23 protein-coding genes and 1 other RNA gene are annotated in these 22,812 nt (G+C 47.9%); 8 read left to right on the top strand and 16 right to left on the bottom strand.

Features of this window, described 5'->3' with window-relative positions:
• Positions 1 to 63: 63 nt before the first annotated feature.
• The gene (locus AC50Y5_RS02890) at positions 64 to 297 is read right to left on the bottom strand and encodes a ferredoxin (protein ID WP_046229957.1); all 234 of its coding nucleotides are present in this window, start codon (positions 295 to 297) and stop codon (positions 64 to 66) included.
• Positions 298 to 428: 131 nt separating this feature from the next.
• On the bottom strand, positions 429 to 1,697 hold the full coding sequence (locus tag AC50Y5_RS02885) for a DNA polymerase IV (RefSeq protein WP_056029456.1): 1,269 nt from the start codon (positions 1,695 to 1,697) through the stop codon (positions 429 to 431).
• Between the two features lie 305 nt (positions 1,698 to 2,002).
• Between AC50Y5_RS02885 and cimA the strand changes: the two genes are divergently transcribed.
• On the top strand, positions 2,003 to 3,616 hold the full coding sequence (cimA, locus tag AC50Y5_RS02880) for a citramalate synthase (protein ID WP_494858326.1): 1,614 nt from the start codon (positions 2,003 to 2,005) through the stop codon (positions 3,614 to 3,616).
• 153 nt (positions 3,617 to 3,769) lie between these two features.
• Here the strand turns inward: cimA and AC50Y5_RS02875 are convergent, their stop codons facing one another.
• Both AC50Y5_RS02875 and AC50Y5_RS02870 read right to left on the bottom strand, forming a co-directional pair.
• Complete coding sequence (locus AC50Y5_RS02875) at positions 3,770 to 4,681, bottom strand: DMT family transporter (RefSeq protein ID WP_494858324.1); 912 nt, start codon at positions 4,679 to 4,681, stop codon at positions 3,770 to 3,772.
• Between the two features lie 24 nt (positions 4,682 to 4,705).
• Complete coding sequence (locus tag AC50Y5_RS02870) at positions 4,706 to 5,236, bottom strand: TlpA family protein disulfide reductase (protein WP_056029464.1); 531 nt, start codon at positions 5,234 to 5,236, stop codon at positions 4,706 to 4,708.
• A gap of 197 nt (positions 5,237 to 5,433) precedes the next feature.
• Here AC50Y5_RS02870 and AC50Y5_RS02865 point away from each other — a divergent pair, with 197 nt between their 5' ends.
• Positions 5,434 to 5,862 (top strand): M67 family metallopeptidase, encoded by a 429-nt coding sequence (locus AC50Y5_RS02865; RefSeq protein ID WP_056029468.1) that lies wholly within the window; start codon positions 5,434 to 5,436, stop codon positions 5,860 to 5,862.
• Here AC50Y5_RS02865 and AC50Y5_RS02860 read toward each other — a convergent pair.
• From AC50Y5_RS02860 to AC50Y5_RS02850, 3 genes are read right to left on the bottom strand one after another with little or no spacing between them, the layout of a single operon-like run.
• The gene (locus AC50Y5_RS02860; protein WP_099519672.1) at positions 5,849 to 6,583 is read right to left on the bottom strand and encodes a 3'-5' exonuclease; all 735 of its coding nucleotides are present in this window, start codon (positions 6,581 to 6,583) and stop codon (positions 5,849 to 5,851) included. The genes AC50Y5_RS02865 and AC50Y5_RS02860 overlap by 14 nt on opposite strands.
• Positions 6,584 to 6,600: 17 nt before the next feature.
• Positions 6,601 to 7,668, bottom strand: coding sequence for a DUF294 nucleotidyltransferase-like domain-containing protein (locus AC50Y5_RS02855; RefSeq protein ID WP_494858320.1), 1,068 nt, complete (start codon positions 7,666 to 7,668; stop codon positions 6,601 to 6,603).
• Positions 7,669 to 7,702: 34 nt separating this feature from the next.
• A complete protein-coding gene (locus tag AC50Y5_RS02850; RefSeq protein ID WP_056029477.1) occupies positions 7,703 to 9,073 on the bottom strand; it encodes an ammonium transporter in 1,371 nt (456 codons plus the stop codon).
• Between the two features lie 344 nt (positions 9,074 to 9,417).
• Here AC50Y5_RS02850 and AC50Y5_RS02845 point away from each other — a divergent pair, with 344 nt between their 5' ends.
• Positions 9,418 to 9,867: a MerR family transcriptional regulator gene (locus AC50Y5_RS02845; protein ID WP_494858314.1), complete on the top strand. Its 450-nt coding sequence runs from the start codon at positions 9,418 to 9,420 to the stop codon at positions 9,865 to 9,867.
• Between the two features lie 66 nt (positions 9,868 to 9,933).
• On the top strand, positions 9,934 to 10,617 hold the full coding sequence (locus tag AC50Y5_RS02840; RefSeq protein WP_056029483.1) for a zinc metallopeptidase: 684 nt from the start codon (positions 9,934 to 9,936) through the stop codon (positions 10,615 to 10,617).
• 155 nt (positions 10,618 to 10,772) lie between these two features.
• Here AC50Y5_RS02840 and gltC read toward each other — a convergent pair whose 3' ends face one another.
• Both gltC and AC50Y5_RS02830 read right to left on the bottom strand, forming a co-directional pair.
• Entirely contained in the window at positions 10,773 to 11,681 is a 909-nt protein-coding gene (gene gltC, locus AC50Y5_RS02835; RefSeq protein ID WP_494858312.1) for a glutamate biosynthesis transcriptional regulator GltC, read from the bottom strand.
• 25 nt (positions 11,682 to 11,706) lie between these two features.
• The gene (locus tag AC50Y5_RS02830; protein WP_056029489.1) at positions 11,707 to 12,363 is read right to left on the bottom strand and encodes a rhomboid family intramembrane serine protease; all 657 of its coding nucleotides are present in this window, start codon (positions 12,361 to 12,363) and stop codon (positions 11,707 to 11,709) included.
• Positions 12,364 to 12,457: 94 nt separating this feature from the next.
• Here AC50Y5_RS02830 and tpx point away from each other — a divergent pair, with 94 nt between their 5' ends.
• A complete protein-coding gene (gene tpx, locus AC50Y5_RS02825; RefSeq protein WP_056029492.1) occupies positions 12,458 to 12,976 on the top strand; it encodes a thiol peroxidase in 519 nt (172 codons plus the stop codon).
• A 70-nt stretch (positions 12,977 to 13,046) separates the two neighbouring features.
• Here the strand turns inward: tpx and AC50Y5_RS02820 are convergent, their stop codons facing one another.
• The 4 genes from AC50Y5_RS02820 to cshA form a co-directional block, all read right to left on the bottom strand.
• A complete protein-coding gene (locus tag AC50Y5_RS02820) occupies positions 13,047 to 13,442 on the bottom strand; it encodes a DUF1499 domain-containing protein (RefSeq protein ID WP_056029495.1) in 396 nt (131 codons plus the stop codon).
• A gap of 111 nt (positions 13,443 to 13,553) precedes the next feature.
• Positions 13,554 to 13,738, bottom strand: a non-coding RNA gene (gene ssrS, locus AC50Y5_RS02815) — 6S RNA.
• 45 nt (positions 13,739 to 13,783) lie between these two features.
• Entirely contained in the window at positions 13,784 to 14,572 is a 789-nt protein-coding gene (locus tag AC50Y5_RS02810; protein ID WP_056029498.1) for a YesL family protein, read from the bottom strand.
• A 215-nt stretch (positions 14,573 to 14,787) separates the two neighbouring features.
• Entirely contained in the window at positions 14,788 to 16,380 is a 1,593-nt protein-coding gene (gene cshA, locus AC50Y5_RS02805; RefSeq protein ID WP_056029501.1) for a degradosome RNA helicase CshA, read from the bottom strand.
• A gap of 272 nt (positions 16,381 to 16,652) precedes the next feature.
• Between cshA and AC50Y5_RS02800 the strand changes: the two genes are divergently transcribed.
• Positions 16,653 to 16,847 carry a hypothetical protein gene (locus AC50Y5_RS02800; RefSeq protein ID WP_046229973.1) on the top strand — a complete coding sequence of 65 codons (195 nt, stop codon included), beginning with the start codon at positions 16,653 to 16,655 and terminating at the stop codon, positions 16,845 to 16,847.
• 208 nt (positions 16,848 to 17,055) lie between these two features.
• The gene (locus AC50Y5_RS02795; RefSeq protein ID WP_494858308.1) at positions 17,056 to 18,243 is read left to right on the top strand and encodes a putative glycoside hydrolase; all 1,188 of its coding nucleotides are present in this window, start codon (positions 17,056 to 17,058) and stop codon (positions 18,241 to 18,243) included.
• Positions 18,244 to 18,455: 212 nt separating this feature from the next.
• Here the strand turns inward: AC50Y5_RS02795 and pfkA are convergent, their stop codons facing one another.
• Positions 18,456 to 19,424: a 6-phosphofructokinase gene (gene pfkA / locus AC50Y5_RS02790; protein ID WP_056029507.1), complete on the bottom strand. Its 969-nt coding sequence runs from the start codon at positions 19,422 to 19,424 to the stop codon at positions 18,456 to 18,458.
• 31 nt (positions 19,425 to 19,455) lie between these two features.
• A complete protein-coding gene (locus AC50Y5_RS02785; RefSeq protein ID WP_155972923.1) occupies positions 19,456 to 20,484 on the bottom strand; it encodes a tetraprenyl-beta-curcumene synthase family protein in 1,029 nt (342 codons plus the stop codon).
• A 261-nt stretch (positions 20,485 to 20,745) separates the two neighbouring features.
• On the opposite strand from AC50Y5_RS02785, the gene AC50Y5_RS02780 reads away from it, so the two are divergent.
• Positions 20,746 to 21,924 (top strand): MFS transporter, encoded by a 1,179-nt coding sequence (locus AC50Y5_RS02780; RefSeq protein WP_494858305.1) that lies wholly within the window; start codon positions 20,746 to 20,748, stop codon positions 21,922 to 21,924.
• A 119-nt stretch (positions 21,925 to 22,043) separates the two neighbouring features.
• On the opposite strand, the gene AC50Y5_RS02775 is transcribed toward AC50Y5_RS02780, so the two are convergent.
• Positions 22,044 to 22,760 (bottom strand): YebC/PmpR family DNA-binding transcriptional regulator, encoded by a 717-nt coding sequence (locus tag AC50Y5_RS02775; RefSeq protein WP_056029519.1) that lies wholly within the window; start codon positions 22,758 to 22,760, stop codon positions 22,044 to 22,046.
• Positions 22,761 to 22,812: the final 52 nt, after the last annotated feature.

Here is a 22,812-nt window from a genome sequence, read left to right as displayed (position 1 = left end):
AAAAACTCCCCAACTACGCAGTGCAACTTCTGCATAGTTGGGGAGTTTAAGTTTAAGCTGGGTTTAGTTGAAAGGCGCGTCCGCAATTTTAATCGAATCCGTCGGGCAGCCGTCTACTGCATCTTGCATATCGTCATAAAGATCTTCCGAGATTGCAACACAGCCTTTATTGCCGTCGTTGCCGAAAATCACCTCTGCCAGACCTTCATCATCGTAATCATAAATGTCAGGAGCCGTTGCGCCGCATGCGCCGCATGCAATACAAGTATCCTTTTCTACCCAAGTGTACTTAGCCATTCAAAATACCTCCCATAAAGTGACGGAATAATGCCGCTATATAGCTTGTCTTCCGTTAATGACATCATAATAATAAAGCTTCATTCATCAATATATACCATCATTCAGCCTTTGGCAACCTGACACTGCGATTAAAAATCTTCCTTTTGCAGCGAAGTGCCCCGCAACCGCTTATTGCGAATAAGTGCGGAAGGATCATCGCTGAGCATCCCCGCCGTTAGCACCGCATCCTCGCCAAACTTGTCCCGCAGCAAGTCCATCGCCTTTGTCAGCGCTTCCTTACGCGGCTGCTCCTCATAATTGAACAAATCCAGCTGGACCGCTGTATCCACCTCAGGCGACAAATTTTGCAGCGTAACTCCCAGCAGCCTCACCGGCTCTCCCTCCGGCCAATGCTTGTCGAACAAGCGGCACGCTTCCTGAAAAATATCTTCCATCGCATGCGTTGGCGAGCGAAACGTATTCGAACGGGTGATGGTCGTCATATCCGGCCTGCGAACCGTAATTTGCACCGTAAGCGCCATCAGTTTTTGCCGTCTGAGCCGCCGTGCTGTCTGATCCGATAAATTAAGCAGAACACGGTGAATATCTTCCCTTGCGATAAAATCCTTCGGCAGCGTCGTCGTATGGCCGATCGACTTGTTCACTTCCCGCTCTCCATTCACAGGAGAGTGGTCAATGCCATTCGCTGCCCCTTTCATCCACGCTCCAACGACGCCAAACTGCTTAATGAGCAGCCGTTCATCCGTCTGGGCAAGCTGTCCAATTGTGCGAATATTGAGCCGAGCCAGCTTGTCTGCCGTCTTTTTCCCAATGCCGAATAGATCGCCGCACGGCTTGTCCCATAGCAGCTCGGGCACATCCCGCAGCCGCAGCACCGTCATCCCATTTGGTTTTTTCATATCCGAGGCCATCTTCGCCAGCAGCTTATTCGGGGCTATGCCAATGGAGCTGGGCAGCTGCCATTCCGTACGGATACGCTCCTGCAAAACGCTGGCAATTTCCAGCGGCGTTCCGAATATTTTTGATCCGGTTATGTCCATATAACATTCATCTATAGAAACAGCTTCCACCAAATCTGTATAGCTTCTGGCAAGCGTCATGAAACCTCGTGAATATTTGCGGTATAAATGGAAGTCCGGCTGAATAAGGATGAGTTCAGGACAACGTCTAAGCCCCTCCCGCACCGTCATGCCCGTCTTGACCCCAAGCTTTCTGGCAGTGTATGAGCAGGTGACGATAATGCCCTTGCGCAGCTCCACGCTGCCAGCAACGGCTGTTGGTTTATTTTTATATTTATCCGGCTCCTCCGCCTCATGGACAGAGCAGTAGAAGGCATTCATATCCAGATGCAAAATGACGCGGCCCTTCGCCGGATAATGCTCATTCGTATTCGTCATTGTAAGGTTCCACCACCTGCGAGGAGATCCGCCTGAACGCAATGTCTCCACCGTTGTTTATTTGTACTTATCAGCATACCGCTGCCGCTGTAGCAAGTCAATTGAACAGCTGAGAACCGCAAAAGTCACAAGCGTAAACGGCTTTTCGCCGTCCTCTGGCGGCAAGGCTACCGTTTCGAGAGTGAAACTTATACATTCTTATATTTAAAAAAAGTAAGGGCTGCTCTCTACATTCCAGTCAACTAGTGTTATAATAATTCATTATAATTGTAAAGGCTATCAGTGAAGAAGGAGGCCTTCTGGCCATGACAATGAATTTAACTATTTTTGACACGACGCTGCGTGATGGTACGCAAGGAGAAGGCATAAGCCTATCAGCGGAGGACAAGCTGAAGATCGCTTTGAAGCTTGATGCACTAGGTGTTCATTATATTGAGGGCGGCAACCCGGGAAGCAATAGCAAAGATATTGAGTTTTTTGAGCGCATTAAAGCCTATAATTTACAAGCGAAGATTACGGCATTCGGCAGCACTAGACGCAAGTTCAGTCTGGCTCACCAAGATGCTAATTTGCTCAGAATTAAAGAATCCGGCGTTCCTGCAGCAACGCTTGTCGGAAAGTCATGGGATTTTCACGTACACACCGCTCTGCAAACGACACTCGAAGAAAACATAGCCATGGTCTACGACTCGCTTGCTTTCCTCAAGCATAACGGGATTGAAGCGATGTTTGATGCGGAGCATTTCTTCGATGGCTACAAGCATAACCCGGAATACGCACTGGCGGTGCTGCGCAAGGCACAGGAAGCAGGAACGGATTGGCTCGTGCTTTGTGATACGAATGGCGGCACGCTGCCGGGCGAAATTCACGAAATCGTGTCGCGCGTTCGCGCCGAGCTGAATGCTCCTATCGGCATTCATACGCACAACGACTGTGAGCTGGCGGTTGCCAACTCGCTTGCTGCCGTGCAAGCCGGAGCCCGTCAAATCCAAGGAACGATCAATGGATATGGCGAACGCTGCGGCAATGCCAATCTTTGTTCGATTATTCCAAATTTGCAGCTTAAAATGGGATATAACTGTTTGCCGGATGACAAGCTGAGCTTGCTAACAGGAACCGCACGTTTTGTCAGTGAGATTGCCAACGTTCATATGCCTGTCGGCCAGCCTTATGTCGGCAATGCAGCTTTCGCCCATAAAGGCGGCATCCACGTCTCGGCGATTATGAAGGATTCCAAAACCTATGAGCATATCGCGCCAGAACTCGTTGGCAACAAACAGCGCATTCTCGTCTCCGAGCTGGCAGGCCAAAGCAACATCATCTCCAAGGCCCAGGAGCTTGGCCTCGATGTGAACGCCAACAACGACAAAACAAAGCAAATTATGGAGCGGATTAAAGACTTGGAGCATCAAGGCTATCAATTTGAAGGTGCTGATGCATCGCTTGAGCTGCTGCTTAGAGAAGCTTTTGGCGAGGTCGAAGAAATTTTCACGGTCGAATCCTTTAAAATGCTGGTGGAAAACTCGCAAGGCGCGCTCCGCACGGAGGCGATCGTCAAGCTGAACGTTGGCGGTGAGCAGGTTTATACCGCTGCTGAGGGCAACGGCCCTGTTAACGCGCTCGATAACGCCCTAAGAAAAGCGCTCGTACAGTTTTATCCAAAAATCAAGCAGATTCATTTGTCCGACTACAAAGTTCGCGTAATCGACGAGAAAGACGCTACAGCCGCTAAAGTGCGCGTGCTTGTAGAGTCTACCAGCATCGACAACACGTGGAGCACCGTAGGTGTTTCCAACAATGTAATCGAAGCAAGCTGGGAAGCGTTGGTTGACGGCATTCGCTACGCCCTGCTCAACATGGGCAAACCCGATGCTATTGATGCCCCTGTAACCGAGCAGCATGGATTAGTAAACCATTAAATCAGCGCATAATAGGCAACTGTAACGATAATAAAGGGCATTCCTCAAGCCATAAGTAACAACTGGCTGGAAGGAATGCCCTTTTTCGTGCAGTAATAAACGGTCTGAATGCTCGGAATGCTATTTTTCAGGCAGCTTCGCTTAAGGCATTTCTTATGCGCCTACTTCAGCGCGAACCGCCGTTTGCCGAGCTTTCAGCCGGAAAAACACGCCCATACTGGCAATCGTCAAAAAGCTGCCAATCAACTGCGCGGTGCCTAAATATTCATTAAGCAGAAAATAAGCTAATATCATTGCTAACACCGGCTCGCCGATAATCGCCATTGAAACGTTCGTAGCCCCAATATGCTTCAACAGCATATTAAACACCAAATGTCCGAATATAGTCGGAATAATCGCCAGCAAGACGAAATACATCCATTCCTGCGCAGCATACCCCGTCAAAGCAATTTGATTGACGAGATTGTAAATGAACATGACTATTCCTGCAATCAAAAATACGATCAAGCTATACAGATTTGAAGGCAGCCTGCCGCTGATCTTTTGCCCAGCTATCATATACACAGCAACCGCCATCGTTCCAAGCAAGGACAATAAATCGCCGAATAATGCCTCACGCGACACCCCGATATCGCCCCATGCGATAATGATGGAACCTAGTACCGCTACAGCCATACAAAGGCTGCCCGCTATCGCCTGACGCTCTTTAAATAGAAGAAACGAGCCTAGCATCACAAAGATGGGCTGCAGCGTAATAAATACCATGGAGCTTGCAACAGACGTAAATTTCAGCGATTCCATCCAAAGCAAAAAATGCAGGCCGAGAAAAAAGCCGGCACAACTTAAAATCATCCACTCCTTGCGGGTTAAACGAATCGTCCGAAACGCCTTCCACGGTATAAGCGGCAGCATAATAACGACGGTAATGAACAGCCGGTACATACCTGCCACCGAGGAAGGAGCACTCGAAAACTTAATAATAATCGACGATATCGCTACAGCCAAAACAGCAATAAGCAGCCATACATAAGGGTGGAGCCATAATTTCTTCTGTTCAGTATTCACGATCTTGCAGGCTCCCTTAATTGCTTATGAATATTTTTCAATGAGACGATCCCACTCCGATAGCGGAATGACGCCATTGATTCTTTCCCGAATTACACCTTTGGAATCAATTAGAAATGTCGTTGGAAAAGTATTCACTTTATACTCCTTCGTGACATCTCCCTCGCGATCCATTAGGATGGTAAATGTGAATTCATGATCCAGGGCGAATTGCCTTGCTGCGCGCTCTTTATCAAACTTGGTAGAATTCACGCCATACATTGCGATTTTATCCCCATACTTCTCATGAAGCTCCTGCAAATCCGGCGCCTCCAGCTCACAGGGACCACACCATGACGCCCAAAAATTCACAAAGCTAAGCTTGCCCTGCTCTCCCCCGACTTTGTACATCTGCTCATCCAGCGCCTGAAGCTCGAATTGCTGAGCAGCATATCCCGCTTTCGGCTTAAAATCCCCGGAAGCAGAAATAATTGCGCTGTCTTTCTCCATATATTGCGAAATAGCCAAGCCAGCCAGCACAAAAGCGACTATAAACCATGCGGACGCCTTCTTCATTTTCCAAAATCCTCCTGCCAATTTCATGCTTTTACCTGCTTCCATCGTAACACGGCCGACAAGATAAGCTCAACAAAAACGCCTCTTCCTTCATTAAACCGTCAAATCTGCCGTGTTTTCCCCTTTTATTTTGGGTTAAAATAAATCAAATCATACCTATACGATATACGATATAGGATTGACGGGAGGGCATTTGCGTGAAGTCGCAACTACTACATATAACAACTCAGGCTTATGATCGGCTCATTGCCTCATGCCTTGAAGCACTTCCTAGGGAAGCCTGCGGCATTTTGACAGGTGAACAAGACATCGGCAAAATAATCGACGTGGCTGCTATTTCCAACGTCCATCCGTCCCCTTCGGCCGCCTTTGCTTTCGCTCCAGACGATTGGGTAAAGGCTTATTACCGCATGCAAAAAAGCCGGCAATCGCTGCTCGGCTTCTTCCACTCTCATCCAACTTCACCCCCTCATCCTTCAACTGCGGATGAGCTGGGCATCCATACGGATGATTTATTGTTGTCTTATTGGATTATTTCTTTGCAGCAGCCTTTGCAGCCTGAAATACAGGCTTATTGCTACATGAACGGATGCTTCCAGCCAGCGCAATGGGCTATCGCTGACTGAGATAAGCATACAGGTCGCCGAGCGTATTTATATTCCGCTCAAAAATACGCCGCAAATACGACTGCCACAATTCTGCCGTCATTAAAGAATCCTCCAGCGCGTGATGCCGCTGTGTAATCGTAATGCCGCTGTCTTCCAGCAAATCATCCAGCGCATAGCTATCACGCTTCGGCTCCAGCCACTTGGCAACCATCATCGTATCCAATACGCGATGGTTTAAGTTCACTTTCGACGTTCGCCATAACGCAGCGTTGAGAAATTGCTTATCATGCCCGGAAGCATGGGCAACGAGCGGCCGCTTGCCGACAAACTCCATGAAATCATGCAGCACCTGCATCAAATCGGGGGCATCCTCTACCATTTCATTCGTAATGCCTGTCAGCTCCACAATAGCCCGGGGAATACGGCGCTTCGGATTAACGAGGCTGTAGAACGTCTCCGACGAATAAATTTCGCTCCCACGCATTAATACGGCGCCAAAGGAAATAATTTCATCGCCATTTGACGGGTAAAATCCCGTTGTCTCCAAGTCAAACACGATAAATTCCATTTCCCTAAGCAGCATGTCAAGCGGGGATTGCTTGCGCTGCTCTTTGTTGACAGAGCGAATAAAAGCCATTTGCTGGGCATTTTGCGATCCCAGCATAGAGGCTATGGCCGGCGTAAAGCCGCCCATTTTATATAAGCTCCACATCCGTCCCACGCCTTTAGGTTCCTTCATAGTCTCCATCCACCGCCTTACACAAGCCTTCCCATCGTGGTTTTATACACTTTGCGCTGCAGCTTCTTTCCGAACCGCAAGCTTTTCTTTAATTCATCTTTCATCTCTTTAGTAAGCTTGCGAGAAGCCACTTTGCCATTGTTGCCATACCAGCCATTTTCCGAGCTTTCAATCGATAACAGCCGGAGCCTGAGAAAAAAGAGAAAAGCCTGCTCACATTGCTTGGCTTCCTGCTCCGAGAGCTCCTTTTCTTCCAATAGCCTCCGCATGCGATCCATCGTAGAAGACTCGCGAATGCCTCGCTGGATCGACAACAGCCGAATGGCATTCACCATCGGAATGTAGGCGCCATATTTAATATCCAGACTGCCTGCATCCTCTCCATACTGCTCCTTCAGCAAATGGCCGAATACGCCGAGCAGCATTTTGTGGCGCATCGTATTTTCAAGCATGCGTCTAATAATAATCGGCGTGGCCAGCATGTCGGTGAAAAAAATATCCTTGAATCGCCGCATAAGCAGCTGACTTCCAAAAATGCAGCGTCCATCCGCTATGATTAGCAAATAACGGACCGCCTCCCAGCTTGGCTCCTTAAACCACGAGTTAATTTGCTCCTCCCATGCTGACAGCGATTTGCACCACTGGGGATTACTGCTAAGCACTTCTCCCTCGCATGGAGGATATCCCGCCGTTTGAAGATAACTGACAATGAGTGCGGACAATTCATAAAAATAGCGCTGCACATCCGACTCATCATCAGCCGCATACTCATAAACAATGCCGCTGTCCTGATCGCTGGACAAGGTTTGCTCTTCCCTGCCTCCGCTGCCGAATAATAAATAGGCGTAAGGCACGGGAGGAGAACCCTTCCCCATCCGTGCCATTTCCGCTTCTGCGAGTGCAATTGCCCGGCTGATCACCGTATCATGCATCTCATTCAATTGTTCATTAAACTGTTCGACAGGGCTTGCAAGGAGAGCTTCCTTCATCCGATCATGTACCTGATCCCGCAAGCTGCGCAGCGTGCCGGCCTCTTCGGCCAAGCTTATCTGCTCCAGCAGCTTTACATGTACAGGGTCCGTCATCCGAGTCTCTCCCCTTTGAATCGCCCTTATATTATTAACCTTGCAGGTTTTGACCTGCTTTTTTCATTTGCTCAGGATAACCATAAGCGCCATGCTCACTGAGGTCAAGACCTACAATTTCTTGCTCTTCTGTTACACGGAAGCCCATTACCAGCTTCATAATGCCAAGTACCAGGAACGATGCTGCCAGAACAAATGCGCCACATACAACAACACTCTCGAATTGAACCCATAATTGTTTCCAGCTGCCTGTATCAAGCAAGCCGCCTTGGCCTACGCCCACTTTGTCAGCCAATGCTTGTGTTGCAAAAATACCGTTAGCCAGCGTACCCCAAATACCAGCTGCACCGTGAACCGACATTGCATAAATCGGATCGTCGATTTTCATTTTTTCGAAAAACTTCGCGCTGTAGAATACAAGCACACCTGCTACTAGACCAATTACGACAGCTGCCCATGGATCAACGAATGCACAGGAAGCTGTGATTGCAACCAGACCCGCAAGAGTACCGTTAAGGGTAGTTGTAATATCTGCTTTGCCTGTTACAGCCCACGAAATCAGCAGCGAGGAAACAGCACCTGCACCTGCTCCAAGCATCGTTGTAAAAGCAACATAACCGAAGAAGCCGTCACCAATGCTCACCGTGCTGCCTGCGTTAAAGCCGAACCAGCCGACCCACAGAAGCAAAACCGATAGTGCTGTATACACTTGGTTATGTCCCGCAATTTCATTTGCAGAGCCATCTTTGTTGAACTTTCCAATACGAGGTTTAAGTAGAATGGTTGCTGCCAAAGCTGCCAATGCGCCGGATAAATGCACGACCGTCGAACCGGCAAAGTCTTGTGCACCATCTGCTGCAAGCCAGCCGCCGCCCCAGATCCAGTGAGCAACTACCGGATAGATCGCAGCAATGTAGATAACGGTGAAAATAAGGTATGAGGACAATTTAGCACGTTCCGCAAAGCCGCCCCATGCGATGGAAAGCGATACTGCTGCGAAAGCTAGTTGGAACAGGAAGAAAATAGTTGTTGGAAGCTCATCATTTACACTTGAAATAGCTGGATTAAAGAAGAAATCGCCCCAGCCGATAAAGCTGCTTGATCCGCCATCGGCATTAGCCGTTCCGAACGCAATACCATAACCGATCGCCCAATAAACCAAACCTGCTAGACCAGCTGTGAAAATCGTTTTGCCTGCAACATGGCCGGCATTTTTCATTCTGGTCGAACCTGTTTCCAAAAGAATAAATCCGCCTTGCATGAGCAAAACTAACACGAATGCTACCATGACCCATAAGGAGTCGATACCCATATTCAATGTTGCATTGGATGGGTCATTCGCAAAAGCCATTGCCGGGAATACTAAGCACATTGCCCCTAGTGTGAATAACATCTTTCTAATCATTACGACCACTCCCCATACGTTATGTTTCCTAACATTTCAGGAAAGACTTAATGTCATTATAGTCAGTAGAGTCGCATTTGACAATACGTTTTATTCTATTTTCGAAAAAAATCTAACATTCGACCTTAAGAAAGCGGTTAATGTTAAGTTTTTTCACAGTACTTGCCTGGTCATGGCAGCTTTTAGCGTGATGGGGTTTAATCTTTGTACTTTTCATCTTCTATATAGGAAGCAGCTTCCTAGGCATAATTGCCCTTAGCTTACCTATCTATGTAACACGTTTGACTGTATGGTTACTTTACGATTATCATTAAACATAGACATATATAGATAGAGGAAAGAAGGTGAACGGATTGGAATCTGCTGAACGTTATAAAATTGGAGAACTCGCCAAACTGGCCAACATCAGTCCGCGAACAATTGACTATTATACTTCAATGGGACTTATTGAACCGGCGGAACGCTCTTCGACGAACTACCGTTTGTATAATTCTGAAACATTGATCCGCTTGAAACGTATTGAACAAATGAAGCAAAGCAAGCACACACTTGAAGAAATTAAACAATCGCTAGCAGCATGGGACAGCATAACTGCTGAAGAGCAGGTATCGCGCAAGCTGACCGATCTACAGCTTCGTCTAAGCGAGCTGGAACGAGAGGTTAAAGACTTGGAGCCAGTGATCAAGCAAATGAAGCCTCGCCAAGCCAACAGGCTCTACACTCGTATCATGCCGCAAACGGCAGCTTGTATAGAAGCGCTTATGCTGCTGCTAAACAAGGGGAATTTTATGTAGAGATATACAATAAAAGCTTCGCCCCTTGATCGGAAAGTCAAATTTATCATTTGGAGGAATGACGTTATGTTTTTTCACAAAATGGACATCCTCATCCTGATCGCTTTCGCTTTATCGATTTGGGCGCAGTTTCGGGTTAAAGGAACGTTCAAAACTTGGTCTACCGTTCGCTCCATGAGCGGACTAACCGGCTATCAGGCCGCACGCAAAATGCTGGATGCCCATGGGCTGCAGCATGTACAAATTGAACCCGTACGGGGCACGCTAAGCGATCATTATGATCCTATATCACGCAAAGTACGACTTTCAGAGCATGTTTATTATGAAAACTCCATATCCGCTTTGTCCGTTGCCTGCCATGAAGTTGGCCATGCGATTCAGCATCAGGCGAAATATCCAATGCTGGTGCTGCGCCATCGCATTTTTCCGGTCGTTAACATTGCATCGGGCATCGCCCCATTCATGCTGATCGCCGGATTTTTATTTCAACAGGCTAATCTGATTGGTCTTGGCATCATCTTCTTCTCCGTAGCAGTAGCCTTTCAGGTCATTACACTGCCCGTTGAATTTAATGCAAGCAATCGAGCGCGCCACATTATGATTGCCGAAGGCTTTATTACGAACGAGGAAGAACGCGGAGTTGCCAAAGTTCTGAACGCGGCCGCCCTAACTTACGTAGCAGCCGCGCTTATCTCCCTGCTGGAGCTCTTAAAATATATTATGATCTTCACATCATCGAACCGGGAATAACTTGCTTTCAGAGCAATACACGATCAACACAGATGAGTGGGCCAGCCAAAGCATTAGGCTGGCCCACTTTCCTTTTACACAAAAAGAACCGCTGCAACGACCAGAATAAAACTGGTACTTGCAGCGGTTCTTTTTCATTCTGCATATAGCGGTTCTTACTTTAATTCCTCTTGCTTCATCTCATCGAAGTAATGCAGCAGAAAGCCATGGAACACCTTCGCAACGAGCGACAGCTTCTCATTAGAACGATGAATGATGCCGATATTGCGAGTCACATGCGGCTGCTCCACCCGCACTTTAGCTGGCTGTAAAATGCCTGTATGATGAAGCGCCATTGCGGGCAGCAGACTGACACCCATACCAGCGGCGACAAGCCCGCGGATCGTCTCCGTCTCCTCGCCCTCGAAGCCGATTTTCGGTGTAAATCCGGCCTCCTGGCACGCTTCCCATACGATGGGCCTCAATGAATAACCCTCGCTGAACAATACAAACGTCTCATCCTTGAGTTGGCTCAATCGAATCGAGCTCTCCCCAGCGAGAGCATGTGCTGGCGGCAATATCGCATAAAGCTCCTCTGTCAGCAGCACCTGCCCGCATACATGCTCATGCTCATCCGGAAAAGGAGAAATGAAAGCAAGATCAATCTCACCCTTTACCATATCTCGTATAAGCGACGGATACATCCCCTGCCGAAAGCGAAACTTCACATTCGGATGATGCTTGCGAAAAGCAGCTACAACCTGCGGAATTAAGGATACACCGAGGCTATGCGGAAAGCCAAGCCGAATTTCCCCTTTTTCCGGGTCAAGAAATTCATGTATTTCAACCACAGCCCGGTCCAAATCAGCCAATATGACCTCAGCCCGCTTCAAAAACAAATGACCTACAGGCGTCAATTGCAAATTTCTGCCCTTTTGTAAAAAAAGCTTTACGCCAAGCTCTTCCTCCAATTGATGAATTTGACGGCTCACAGCAGACTGAGCAACATGCAATTCTTCCGCCGCCTGTGTCACATGCTCTTTTCTCGCTACTTTGACGAAATAATAAAGCTGACGAAGTTCCATGATCTCTCCTTATCTTATCCAAACATTATCTCCGGACGATCCGCTGCCTGCGAACCATTGCCCGATCGAATAAACCATACATGAGGAAGCCGGCAAGGCCGCCACCAACATGCGCCCATAAATCTATTGTCGGCAAAATAATGGAATAAATGATACCTGCTCCCAAAATCATATATACGGTTTTGCGCGAGCCATCATCCAGCCAAGCTTTACGGAACAGCGACAAGTATAGATACGCCCCGTAAACGCCATAAATCGCACCGGATGCTCCCACTGACAAATGGACAAACTCCCCATTGCCACCTTCTGTCATAACCGTAATAACCGCACTGAACAAATTGCCGAGCAGCCCGCAAAGCAAATAAAAAACACCATACTTCACAGAGCGCAGCAGACGCTCCAAGGGCGGCGCAAACACAAGCAGGGCAAACATATTAAAAAGCAGGTGCTGAAAGCCTCCATGCATAAAGACGGACGTTAAATAGCGCCATGGCTCCAACAGCCCGTATGGATCTCCATGAAAAGTTAAAAAGGCGCCCCAGCGGTACAAGTTTTCTCCGTTAGTCGTTCCGCCATTTAAAGCAACAAATATAAAATAGAGCGTATTTAACGCGATTATCGCAGAAGTCACCGGATAAGATCTTAAATAAACGCGAAAGCTTTCGTATCTTAAAAAAATCATTAGGAATTCCCCCGCTCTAAAATTGGACAATATTGCCGAACTCCGATTATAATAAATGGGTATTGACCATTTAACTTTGAGGAGGACGTTATTCATGTCTCAAGAACGTGCTGGAGCTGCCGCATTTAAAGGCAATCCACTTACACTAGTCGGACCAGAATTGAAAGCTGGCGATAAAGCTCCTGATTTTCAAGTGAACAAAACACTCGTTGATAGCGTATCCTTGAAAGATTATGCTGGTAAAATCAAATTAATCAGCGTTGTTCCTTCTATTGATACAGGCGTATGCGACGCTCAAACTCGCCGCTTCAATGAAGCTGCTGCTACACTTGGCGACAACGTTGCTGTACTTACAATCAGCGCAGACCTGCCATTCGCCCAAGCTCGCTGGTGCGGTGCTGCAGGCATTGATAAAGTCGAGCTGCTGTCAGACTACAAACTAAAAAGCTTTGGCGAAGCCTATGGCGTTTACATTAAAGAATTCGGCCTGGATATGCGCTCGATCTTCGTAATCGATGCCAATGATACGATTCAATATGTGGAGTACCTGGCAGAAATGACAGAGCACCCTAACTACGAAGCAGCGATTAACGCAACTAAAGCGCTCGTATAATCCAGTATACAATCTTTTATCTGCACAAACAAAGCGAGTGAAGGGAAACCTTCCTCGCTTTTTGTACGTTTTATGAGTTTCCGGTCGTCTTAAAAGCAGAGAGCTTCTTGTCCAGCGTTCGATAAAGCTCAAGAATAACCCGGTAGTTCGAGCCAAGGTCGCCAAATGAGCCTCTGGAAGCCGAATAAATATCAACGGCTGCATTTACCGGATTCACGCTAATGACCGACACCGTAATGTCCATCGTTCGGCCGAAAGCCGTGCGCTTCTCCAGCACAATCTCTCCAACCGATTGCACTTCATGCAGCACCTTGTAGCCCTGCATTTTCTTCAGCGTAGATACGACTTCTTCCCAAGCCTTTTCCTTGGACAACTTGTAAAAATGGGATTTGAGCATCGGGTCTTTGGCTTTATCGCCTGTTTGTTCATGACTGCGCAGCAGCCCGATTACGGTCCGCTTCAACAAAAACGATCTCCCCCTCCAGCATCTTTGTATGTAATATCTATATTAACATGTTTTGTTACACAAAAAAAGAACCCTGAGCGTGTTAGCGCAGCAGAGTCTCTTGAGTGTAGATAAAAACCCGCCTATGCCGTCCGACTTACATGTTTCTGAACCTCGCTTTCGCAAGGTGGGTGTCCGCAGAAACGAATTTGAAGTCCCCTTTAGAGGGCATGTCAGCATCGTAACAATTTAGGTCTCCCGAGAAACAGCCATTGGTTCAAAACAACGTAAAGCCGAAACGAACATCGCAGGATGTATTGTTATTATAAACGTTACCTTTACAATTGTAAATGTCTAAACGCTTATTTATTGGACGAGCTCGAATCACCGTCTGTAAGCTCTGCGAATTCGACCTCTTGAGCCTCCTGAGCTAGTCTTGCCTTTTCCGCCTGCTCCTGAAGCTTCTGGTAAATCATGTAGAAATTCCAGAACGACAGATAAGCGATAATGCTGCCCATAAAAAACGGAATCAAAAAGGTGAAGCGCGTGCTGATGTAGATGACCGCACCACTCATTACCGCAGAGGAGAACGAGCGTATTGGACGGCCAATCGTAATCAGAATGGCATTTTTCAACAATTGAAACGTTTTCATGTGATAATGGACAAGCATCGAGAAGAAGTTGAACAAGGAAATCACCAGCAGAAGCAGCAAAGCAATAAAGATATAAGAAATTAGGCTATACTGGTCGCGATACACAATAAAATCGACAATCATAATGGCAAACAGAATAGCGTAGAAAAACCCGCCGATCATACTTTGAAGATAATTTTCCTTATATCCTCTAAAGTAAGTTTTGAATAGCGGGACATCCGTTTCACCCATCACCCATTTGCGAGCTACTGCAAACATCGCAGCTGTAGCTGGAAATAAGGTGAAAGGAGCAACAATCGCCATGAAAATCAATGTTGTTTTAACATGGTCCAGATATGCCGCCTCATCAAGTGCTGCAGCATTCCCTGGAAATACGCCCACAAACGCCAATAATACGAAAGGAATTGAACATATTAGCCATAATACATTGATTACCGATAATCGCATAATCCATTCGGAGATGCGGTAAAAACCTCCCATTAAACCCCTTGGCTCCATGTGATCTGCCCCCACTATTCCGTCTTGTTCCTTACTATTTTGGTTGTGACATGCACCAAAGCATATTATTCAATCAAGCAGGCTGGCTTAATCAAATGAACAATAAAAAAGGGAAAGTCAGGACGCCCGTAAGGCATCACGGACTTCCCCGGTTTCTTAAGCTTGGTTATTCGGGCTTATTTCTTCATCCTGTATAAGAACAGGAAGAAATGACCCTAGTTGTTGTTATTGTTAAAGCCTTCGGACGATGGTTTTGGACGACGGTTCTCGCTAGTGCGAGGTCTGCTGCTGCCGCCATCACGGTTACGGTCATAGCTGCTGCTGCGCGAGCTGGAGCTCGAACCGCTGCCGCTTCCGCCGCCACGTCTGTCATCACGGCCACGATAGCCGCCACCGCCACTGGAGCTGCGGCCACTGCCGCCGCCAAAGGACGAGGAACCAGAATAACGACGACCATTCGAACGAATGTCCGGCTTGCGTTTTTTCGCGCGAAGCGGCTCTTCCGGTGTCAATTCAATATTGACTTCCTTCTTCTCGCCTGTCAGCAATTTCACGGCTGCTGCAAGCAAGTTAACGGAATCATATTGCTCAAGCAACTGAATGGCAATTGCTTTGTATTCCGTGAACTCTTCTTCTTGAACAACTTCGAGCAAACGCTCAGCTGTCAAGCGCTGTTTGCCTTCAATCGCTTCTGCGATGCTAGGCAAAGGTTTTTTGTTGATTTTTTGACGTGTAACTTTCTCGATGAAATGCAGGTGATCAAGTTCACGAGGCGTTACGAACGACCATGCCGTACCTTCTTTGCCTGCGCGGCCAGTACGGCCGATACGGTGAACATAGCTCTCCGGATCTTGCGGAAGGTCAAAGTTGATAACATGCGTTACGCCCGATACGTCGAGGCCACGAGCAGCTACATCCGTTGCAACCAGCACATCGATGCTGCCGTCGCGGAATTTGCGCATTACGCTGTCGCGTTGGTTTTGGGACAAGTCGCCGTGAAGGCCGTCTGCCGTGTAACCGCGTTTTTGCAAAGCTTCGCTAAGCTCATCAACACGGCGCTTCGTACGGCCGAAGATGATCGCAAGCTCTGGGGACTCCATATCAAGCAAACGGCTAAGAGCTTCAAACTTCTGACGCTCATGAACCTCAATATACGCTTGATCGATAAGCGGTGCCGTTACTTGCTTAGGAATAACCGACACATGCTCAGGGTTTTTCAGAAATTGCTGTGCAAGCTTCTGAATGTTCGGCGGCATTGTAGCCGAGAACAACATGGTGTGACGCTCGTCCGGTACTTGCTTCAGGATCGACTGAATGTCTTCCATGAAGCCCATATCCAGCATTTCATCCGCTTCATCAAGAATGACCGTCTGTACATCTTCAAGACGGATCGTCTTACGGTTGATGTGGTCAAGCAAACGTCCTGGCGTACCAATAATAATTTGCGGCTTCTTCTTCAAAGCGCGAATTTGGCGTCCAATTTCTTGTCCGCCGTAAATTGGCAATGAGCGTAAACCTTTGTATCGAGTCAACTTCCCGATTTCATCAGCTACCTGAATAGCGAGTTCACGGGTAGGCGTCATAATTAAGGCGACAATGCGCTCCTCGCTTGTCGGAATTTTATTAATGAGCGGAATTCCGAATGCCGCTGTTTTTCCTGTTCCTGTTTGTGCCTGACCAATTAGATCTTGACCAGCCATTGCAATTGGAATAGCTTTGGACTGGATCGGAGTTGACTCCTCAAACCCCAGCTCCGTGATTGCTTGCAACACTTTAGGTTCCAAGCCAAATTCAGCAAATGTTTTCAAACTTTCTCATACTCCTTTTATCTGCAGCCTACTTGAAAAATATCCAAGCTATTATAGCATACAATCGTACACGTTTACCAGCGAAGCTTAAAAACAGATCAAAAGACGCACGCGTAAGCGTTTGCTTTATTTTATATTCCCTGCCCGCTGCGCGCATGGCAGTTAACCCTGTTTTTTTAAAGTTGATCCTGCTATAATGTGGTTATCCCGCTGTTTTAACGTTTTCATGCCATATGTTTTGCCCTGAACCTATGATGAAAGGGTGATGCCAGGTGGATATCGAAACCGTAACACTGTCACAAATTGTAGAGAAGCTAGCACCAGAGCTCAGTCCTTTTCTTACGGATCGGGAACTCTCGATCAATATCGTATTGAGGGACGGACTGGCTGTACTTGAACCGGCGGATGCAATGGAGATTGTTCAGCACAGCATTTGCGAGCACCAAAGAGAAGCCTTACTGCAATGACAAGGGGATATACCGATTGATAGTAAACCTGCTGACGCATGCGTCAGCAGGTTTTTTGCATGCTTTTCCCACCGGGAATTCCCGCCCAAAAATGGTGCTTTAAGCAACATTTCTCTGTGTAAAATTACGCTTTTTGAAAAAAATAAGTGTCACGCAGCCTAATTCTGCTTTATAATTTGGTAAGAAGAGCTAGCGGGGAGAGAAGGAAATGGACATCATCTTTTCAACTGTCATGCTGTTATACAGCTTATTGACGGGAAGCGGAGAGGATCATGCAGCCGCCCGGGAGCTCGCAGCCTCCGTACTAAACGCTTCACTCGGAACAACGATCGTGCAGGCGAGCCCCTCTGATGGAGAAGGCCAGGGGACGTCTGAGGCGGGCGCTAAGCATGATCCACAGAAAGATGCTCCCATTGTGAAGGGCATCTACGTGACGGCTCACAGTGCAGGTGGAGCGCGTATGGATAGCTTGCTGAAGCTCATGGATGATACGAAGCTGAACAGCATGGTCATTGATGTAAAAGACGACAACGGCTATATCACCTATCCAACCGAGACGCCGGAGCTGCTTGAGCTGGGAACTACACAGAAGTACATTCGCGATATTGGCGACTTGATGAAGAAATTGAAGCAGCATGAGGTTTACCCCATTGCCAGAATTGTCGTCTTTAAGGACACTGTGCTGGCACGCCAGCATCCGGAGCTGTCCTTCCGCCATTCCGACGGAACGATTTGGAAAAACGGCCGCGGCGAAAGCTTTGTTAATCCTTATATGAAAGAAGTATGGAGTTATAATGTAGCCGTTGCCAAGGAAGCAGCCAAGCTGGGCTTTAAGGAAATCCAGTTTGATTATGTCCGTTTTCCTGAAGGCTTTGATAAGAAAGCCGATTCGCTGAAGTATGAGAAAACCGAGCAGAGCCGGGTCGATGCCGTCGCAGGATTCGTGAAATATGCCCGCGAGCAGCTTGAGCCGCTTGGCGTGCGGGTATCGGTCGATATTTTCGGCTACGCCGCATCAGTGCCTGCCGCCGAAGGAATTGGGCAGGACTTTGTGAAAATTTCCAATGATGTGCACGTCATATCCCCTATGGTTTATCCGAGCCATTACAGCACAGGCTGGTTTAAGCAGAAGGTTCCGGATAAAAACCCCTATGAAACCATTGTAGGCGCTATGAAGGACACCCATGCCAAGCTTGACCCGATTGGCGACGCCAAGCCGATTATTCGTCCTTGGATTCAGGATTTTACAGCCAGCTGGCTGGGACAGGGCAATTATATGAAATATGGCAAGAAAGAAGTCGAGGCACAGATTAAGGCGCTCGCCGACACCGATATTCATGAATTTCTTTTATGGAATGCAGGCAATAAATATTCAGAGGGCGTTAATTACGAATAACCATTCAAGTAAGGCTAGCTGCTATTACTTACGCTTCTCGCCACAAGGTGAAACGGCTGTCTCCATCCTTTGGCTGCGCGGCGCGTTTCATTCCGAGAAATATAGAGAAAGGATAGCGTTAGGATATCTTTTCCTTTATTTCAAACAAATAACCTCCGGTACGCTGCCTTAAAGCGTTGCCGGAGGTTATTTGTTTGTTTAGCCAGAAGGTATTATTGCGACAGGCGCAGCGCGAGCTCATACAACTCCAAGTTGAATGGCTTCTTCGTGTTGACAACCGTGTCAATATCCGTAGAAAGGAACTCTCCGCGCACGATACCGCAAGCTTTGCCCGATTCGCCAGCCATCAGCTGATGTACAGCATAATCGCCGAGACGGCTTGCCAGAATACGGTCAACAGCAGTCGGCGTTCCGCCGCGTTGAATATGTCCAAGCACGGTTACTCGCGGCTCAAGTCCGCAACCACGTGTAATTTCGCTGGACACATCATGTCCATTGCCTGCTCCTTCAGCAACAACAATGATACTGTGACGCTTGCCTTTGGCAAAATTGGCTTCCATCCGCTGCGAAACTTCCGTTAAGTTGAACGGCACCTCCGGCACAAGAATCGTCTCGGCGCCGCTTGCAAGTCCCGCATAAAGCGCGATATCTCCGCAGTGACGACCCATAACCTCAACGACAGACGAACGCTCATGGGAAGACATCGTGTCGCGGATTTTGTTAATAGCATCCACCACGATGCCAACCGCTGTATCGAAACCGATTGTATAATCCGTGAAAGGAATATCGTTATCGATCGTTCCTGGCAATGCCATCGTCTTAATTCCAAGCTTGCTCAGCTTGTTAGCACCTTGATAGGAGCCGTCGCCGCCGATAACAACCAAACCGTCGATGCCACGCCCACGCAAAACTTCAGCGCCTTTCTCCTGGCCTTCAGCTGTCATAAACTCTTTGCAGCGCGCCGTCTGCAAAATGGTGCCCCCGCGCTGAATAATATCGCCTACGCTGCGAAGATCCATTTGACGCAAATCGTCATTCAGAAGACCCTGATAACCGCGTTGTACACCGTATACTTCCAGCCCGTTATACAAAGCGCTCCGCACTACAGCGCGAACGGCTGCATTCATCCCTTGGGAGTCACCGCCACTGGTTAATACTGCGATTGATTTTACTGAAGACATAGTCATTCCTCCAAAATGATGTAATATATTGCTAAGCCTGCTGCTTCCTGATCCACACGCTGTTAATCAGGAAAAACAGGCGGGTAAGCGGACTGTTCTTCATCAGCTTGCGCGTTACGCTGCGCACTTCTTTCTGCGCACGCACCTTCGGATCGGATAAATAAAGGGCGAGCAGCCCTTCAATGATAAGGCGATGAAACCGGGAAGCCGGCAAATGCCGCACATCCTCCCTTGCCCACTCCACTATCGTACCGATCCGTTCCGCCATCAAATGGAAGCTGTCGTAATAATTGCAGAAATTCAAATCTCCGCCGGCCTGATCCTCCGCCTGATCGATCAAATAATCAAGCATAATATGCAGGCCGCATACGTGCGGGAAATAAATTTCTTTAATCGCAGCCGCATCCTGCTTCGACAGACCATCACCGCTGGCTGCTAAAAAAAGCATAAACATGCCGAGCGTCGATCCGCTGGCCGCTGCGAATTCATTCCATTGCAAGTGCGGGTAGCGCTGTGCATGCTTCTCCCACCAAGCGAGCAGCTTCGGCTCGCGCAAGTCATTGCGAATGTGCTTGTACACCTGCAAATCGCCATATAGGCTGACCAGCTCGGTTACGTCACGCTGAACGCTGGCATAGGAAGGAAGCAGCGCTGTATGGTGCTGGCACACGGCAACGAGGTGGTGCAAATATCCGCCGTCGTCCCGCTCCTTCCGGTGGGCATAATAATCCCGGAGCGGCGCTGCCGGATTAACCGCATCAAGCATGGACTGATGCAATAGGCGGAAATCATCCGCATCAAGAGAGGTGCTGCGATCGCATAAATTGTCCAGGTAGTCGCTAATCGTTTGCAGCGCAACAATAAGCGGTATAAGAATATGCCGCTGTTCCAAGTTGGCCGCTGCATACACGGCCCCACCCTGACAATGGAATTTCTTGCTCGCTATGCTGCTCAGCGCTTGCGTCCTCAGCTCCCTGTCGGGAATTTGCTCTGCCATAGCCCGCAGCTTCCCCAGCTGCTCTTCAACTTCTGGCAGCACATATTTATATACGCGATGCATAAGTTTTAAAGGCCCTCGGGGCGCACGGCTGCCTGAAAATGTCGTCAATCTCACGATGCACCTCCTCCTCTTAAAAAAATGCTGAATAACCGCCGGCTACCAGCCCATTATTACACGATGAATGAAACCTCCACTCATAAATGTACCATTTCAATAAACAATAATCCAGCAGTTCATGCTATAATGGTTTACAATCTATTAATAATTAGCTATAACACCTGTATAATCAAGGTTTTTTACAGTTATGGAGTGAATACAGCAATGACACAACTTGGCCTAGAAAAGGCGAAGCTTAACACATCCCGAGAAACGCTGCGTCTTCGCGCCTTCAGCTTTTCTGCCTATTCAACACAGGCGCTGCTCGTCTCCTACCTGCCTTTATACTTTCTGGCGCGAGGCTATTCCGAGCATCAAATCGGCATTATCTATGCAACTGGGCCCTTCATATCCGTCTTCGCCAATTTACTGCTAGGCTGGGCAAGTGACCGATTTCAGACGATAAAAAAATTATTTATATTTTTATTATTCGGGCAGCTGGTCATGATATCGCTGCTGTTCCCGATTCAAGATTTTACGATGATCTGTCTAGTGATGACGATCTTTTATTTTTTTCAGACACCTATTAATCCATTGAATGACAGTATGATTTTATTATCCAGTCAATATACAGCTGTTCCTTATGCACTCATTCGCATTTTCGGCTCGCTCGGGTTTGCGATATCCGCCTACTTGTTCGGCATTATATTGAAGCAGATGGGCTCCAATTGGACGCTGCCGCTCGCAGTCTGTACGATTACGATAACGCTGGCGCTATCCTTCCTGCTGCGAGATTATCGCGGGAGTGCCCGCAAAGTCGATTTTAGCGGTTTTTTCAAGCTGCTGGGCAAAAGGGAGGTCGTTTCCTTTTTCGTCCTTATTTTGATCGTATCGGTCGCGCATCGTATGTACGAAGGTTTTTTGGCTGTAACGCTGCATCAAATGGGAGCTAGCGATTCCCTTGTCGGCCTCGCCTGGACCCTTTCCGCCTGCAGCGAAATTCCCGTCCTGTTTCTGCTTGGAAAGTACGGCCATAAATTCAAGGAGCTGCCGCTGCTGTTTATCGCATGTGTATTGTATGCTCTGCGAATGTGGCTGATTGGACATTTGAGCAGCCCTTATCTCGTCGTGGCGACACAGCTCATGCACAGCATTACATTCGGCATCTACTTCTCAACTGCCTTGCGTTATATTTCACAGCTCATACCCGATGAATTTCGCGCTTCCGGCCAAGCGGTATACGCCGTTGTATGGACGGGCCTTGCCGGTCTGCTCAGCGGTACCGTTGGCGGCTATGTATATGAAAGCTTCGGACGCACAGCCTTCTTTAATTTAGGTACTACCCTTGCTTTAATAGCAGCAGCAGGTTTCATTTACAAACATTATACGAGGCGCAGCGCATGAACGAGTGCCGCATGAAAGCCTCTAGCTCATGAACGAATTCAAAAAAACAGCTTGGGCTCCACATGATGATGTGGCTCCCGAAGCTGTTTTTTTGCTCTAGCCTGCTGACTATGTAGACGTTAGTCCTCAAGCTCAAAGTTTGTGTAAACGTCCTGTACATCGTCATTATCGTCGAAGGAGTCCATCATTTTGGACAGCTTGTCCGCATTTTCGCCTTCTACAGCAACCATGTTTTGCGGCAGCCAGCGTACTCCAGCGCTTACAAACGTATAGCCTTCCGCTTCAAGTGCACCTTTCACCTGCTCGAACTCATGCGGATGCGTCAAAATCTCGAAGCTGTCTTCGTTTACGACCAGATCCTCTGCTCCAGCTTCCAGCGTCACCATCATCATCGAGTCTTCATCAATTTCTAAATCCTCACGGTCCACGACAAGCAAGCCTTTATGATCGAACATATAGGATACGCAGCCGCTTTCTCCCATATTGCCGCCTCGCTTATTAAAAGCCGAGCGCACATCAGCCGCAGTACGATTGCGATTGTCCGTCAAACAACGAACCATAATCGCGACGCCGCCTGGGCCGTAGCCTTCATACATAATTTCTTCATAATCGACCGCGTCGCCGCCCGTCGCCTTCTTGATTGCCCGTTCAACGTTGTCATTGGGCATTTGCTCCGCACGTGCATTGGCAATGGCTGTCTTCAGGCCAAAATTCGCCTCAGGATTCGCTCCGCCCTTACGTGCCTGCACATAAATTTCACGCGACAGCTTTACAAACTTATTATTTTTAGCCTGATCGGCCTTCCCTTTGCGATCCTTAAACAATTTAAACTTCATGCCACTCGCTCCTCCGACAAAGATTCCACCTAACAGTGTAACATTTCAGGCC

The organism is Paenibacillus sp. JT22N7, from assembly GCF_059383875.1.
This window is presented reverse-complemented; position numbering and strand designations above follow the sequence as displayed.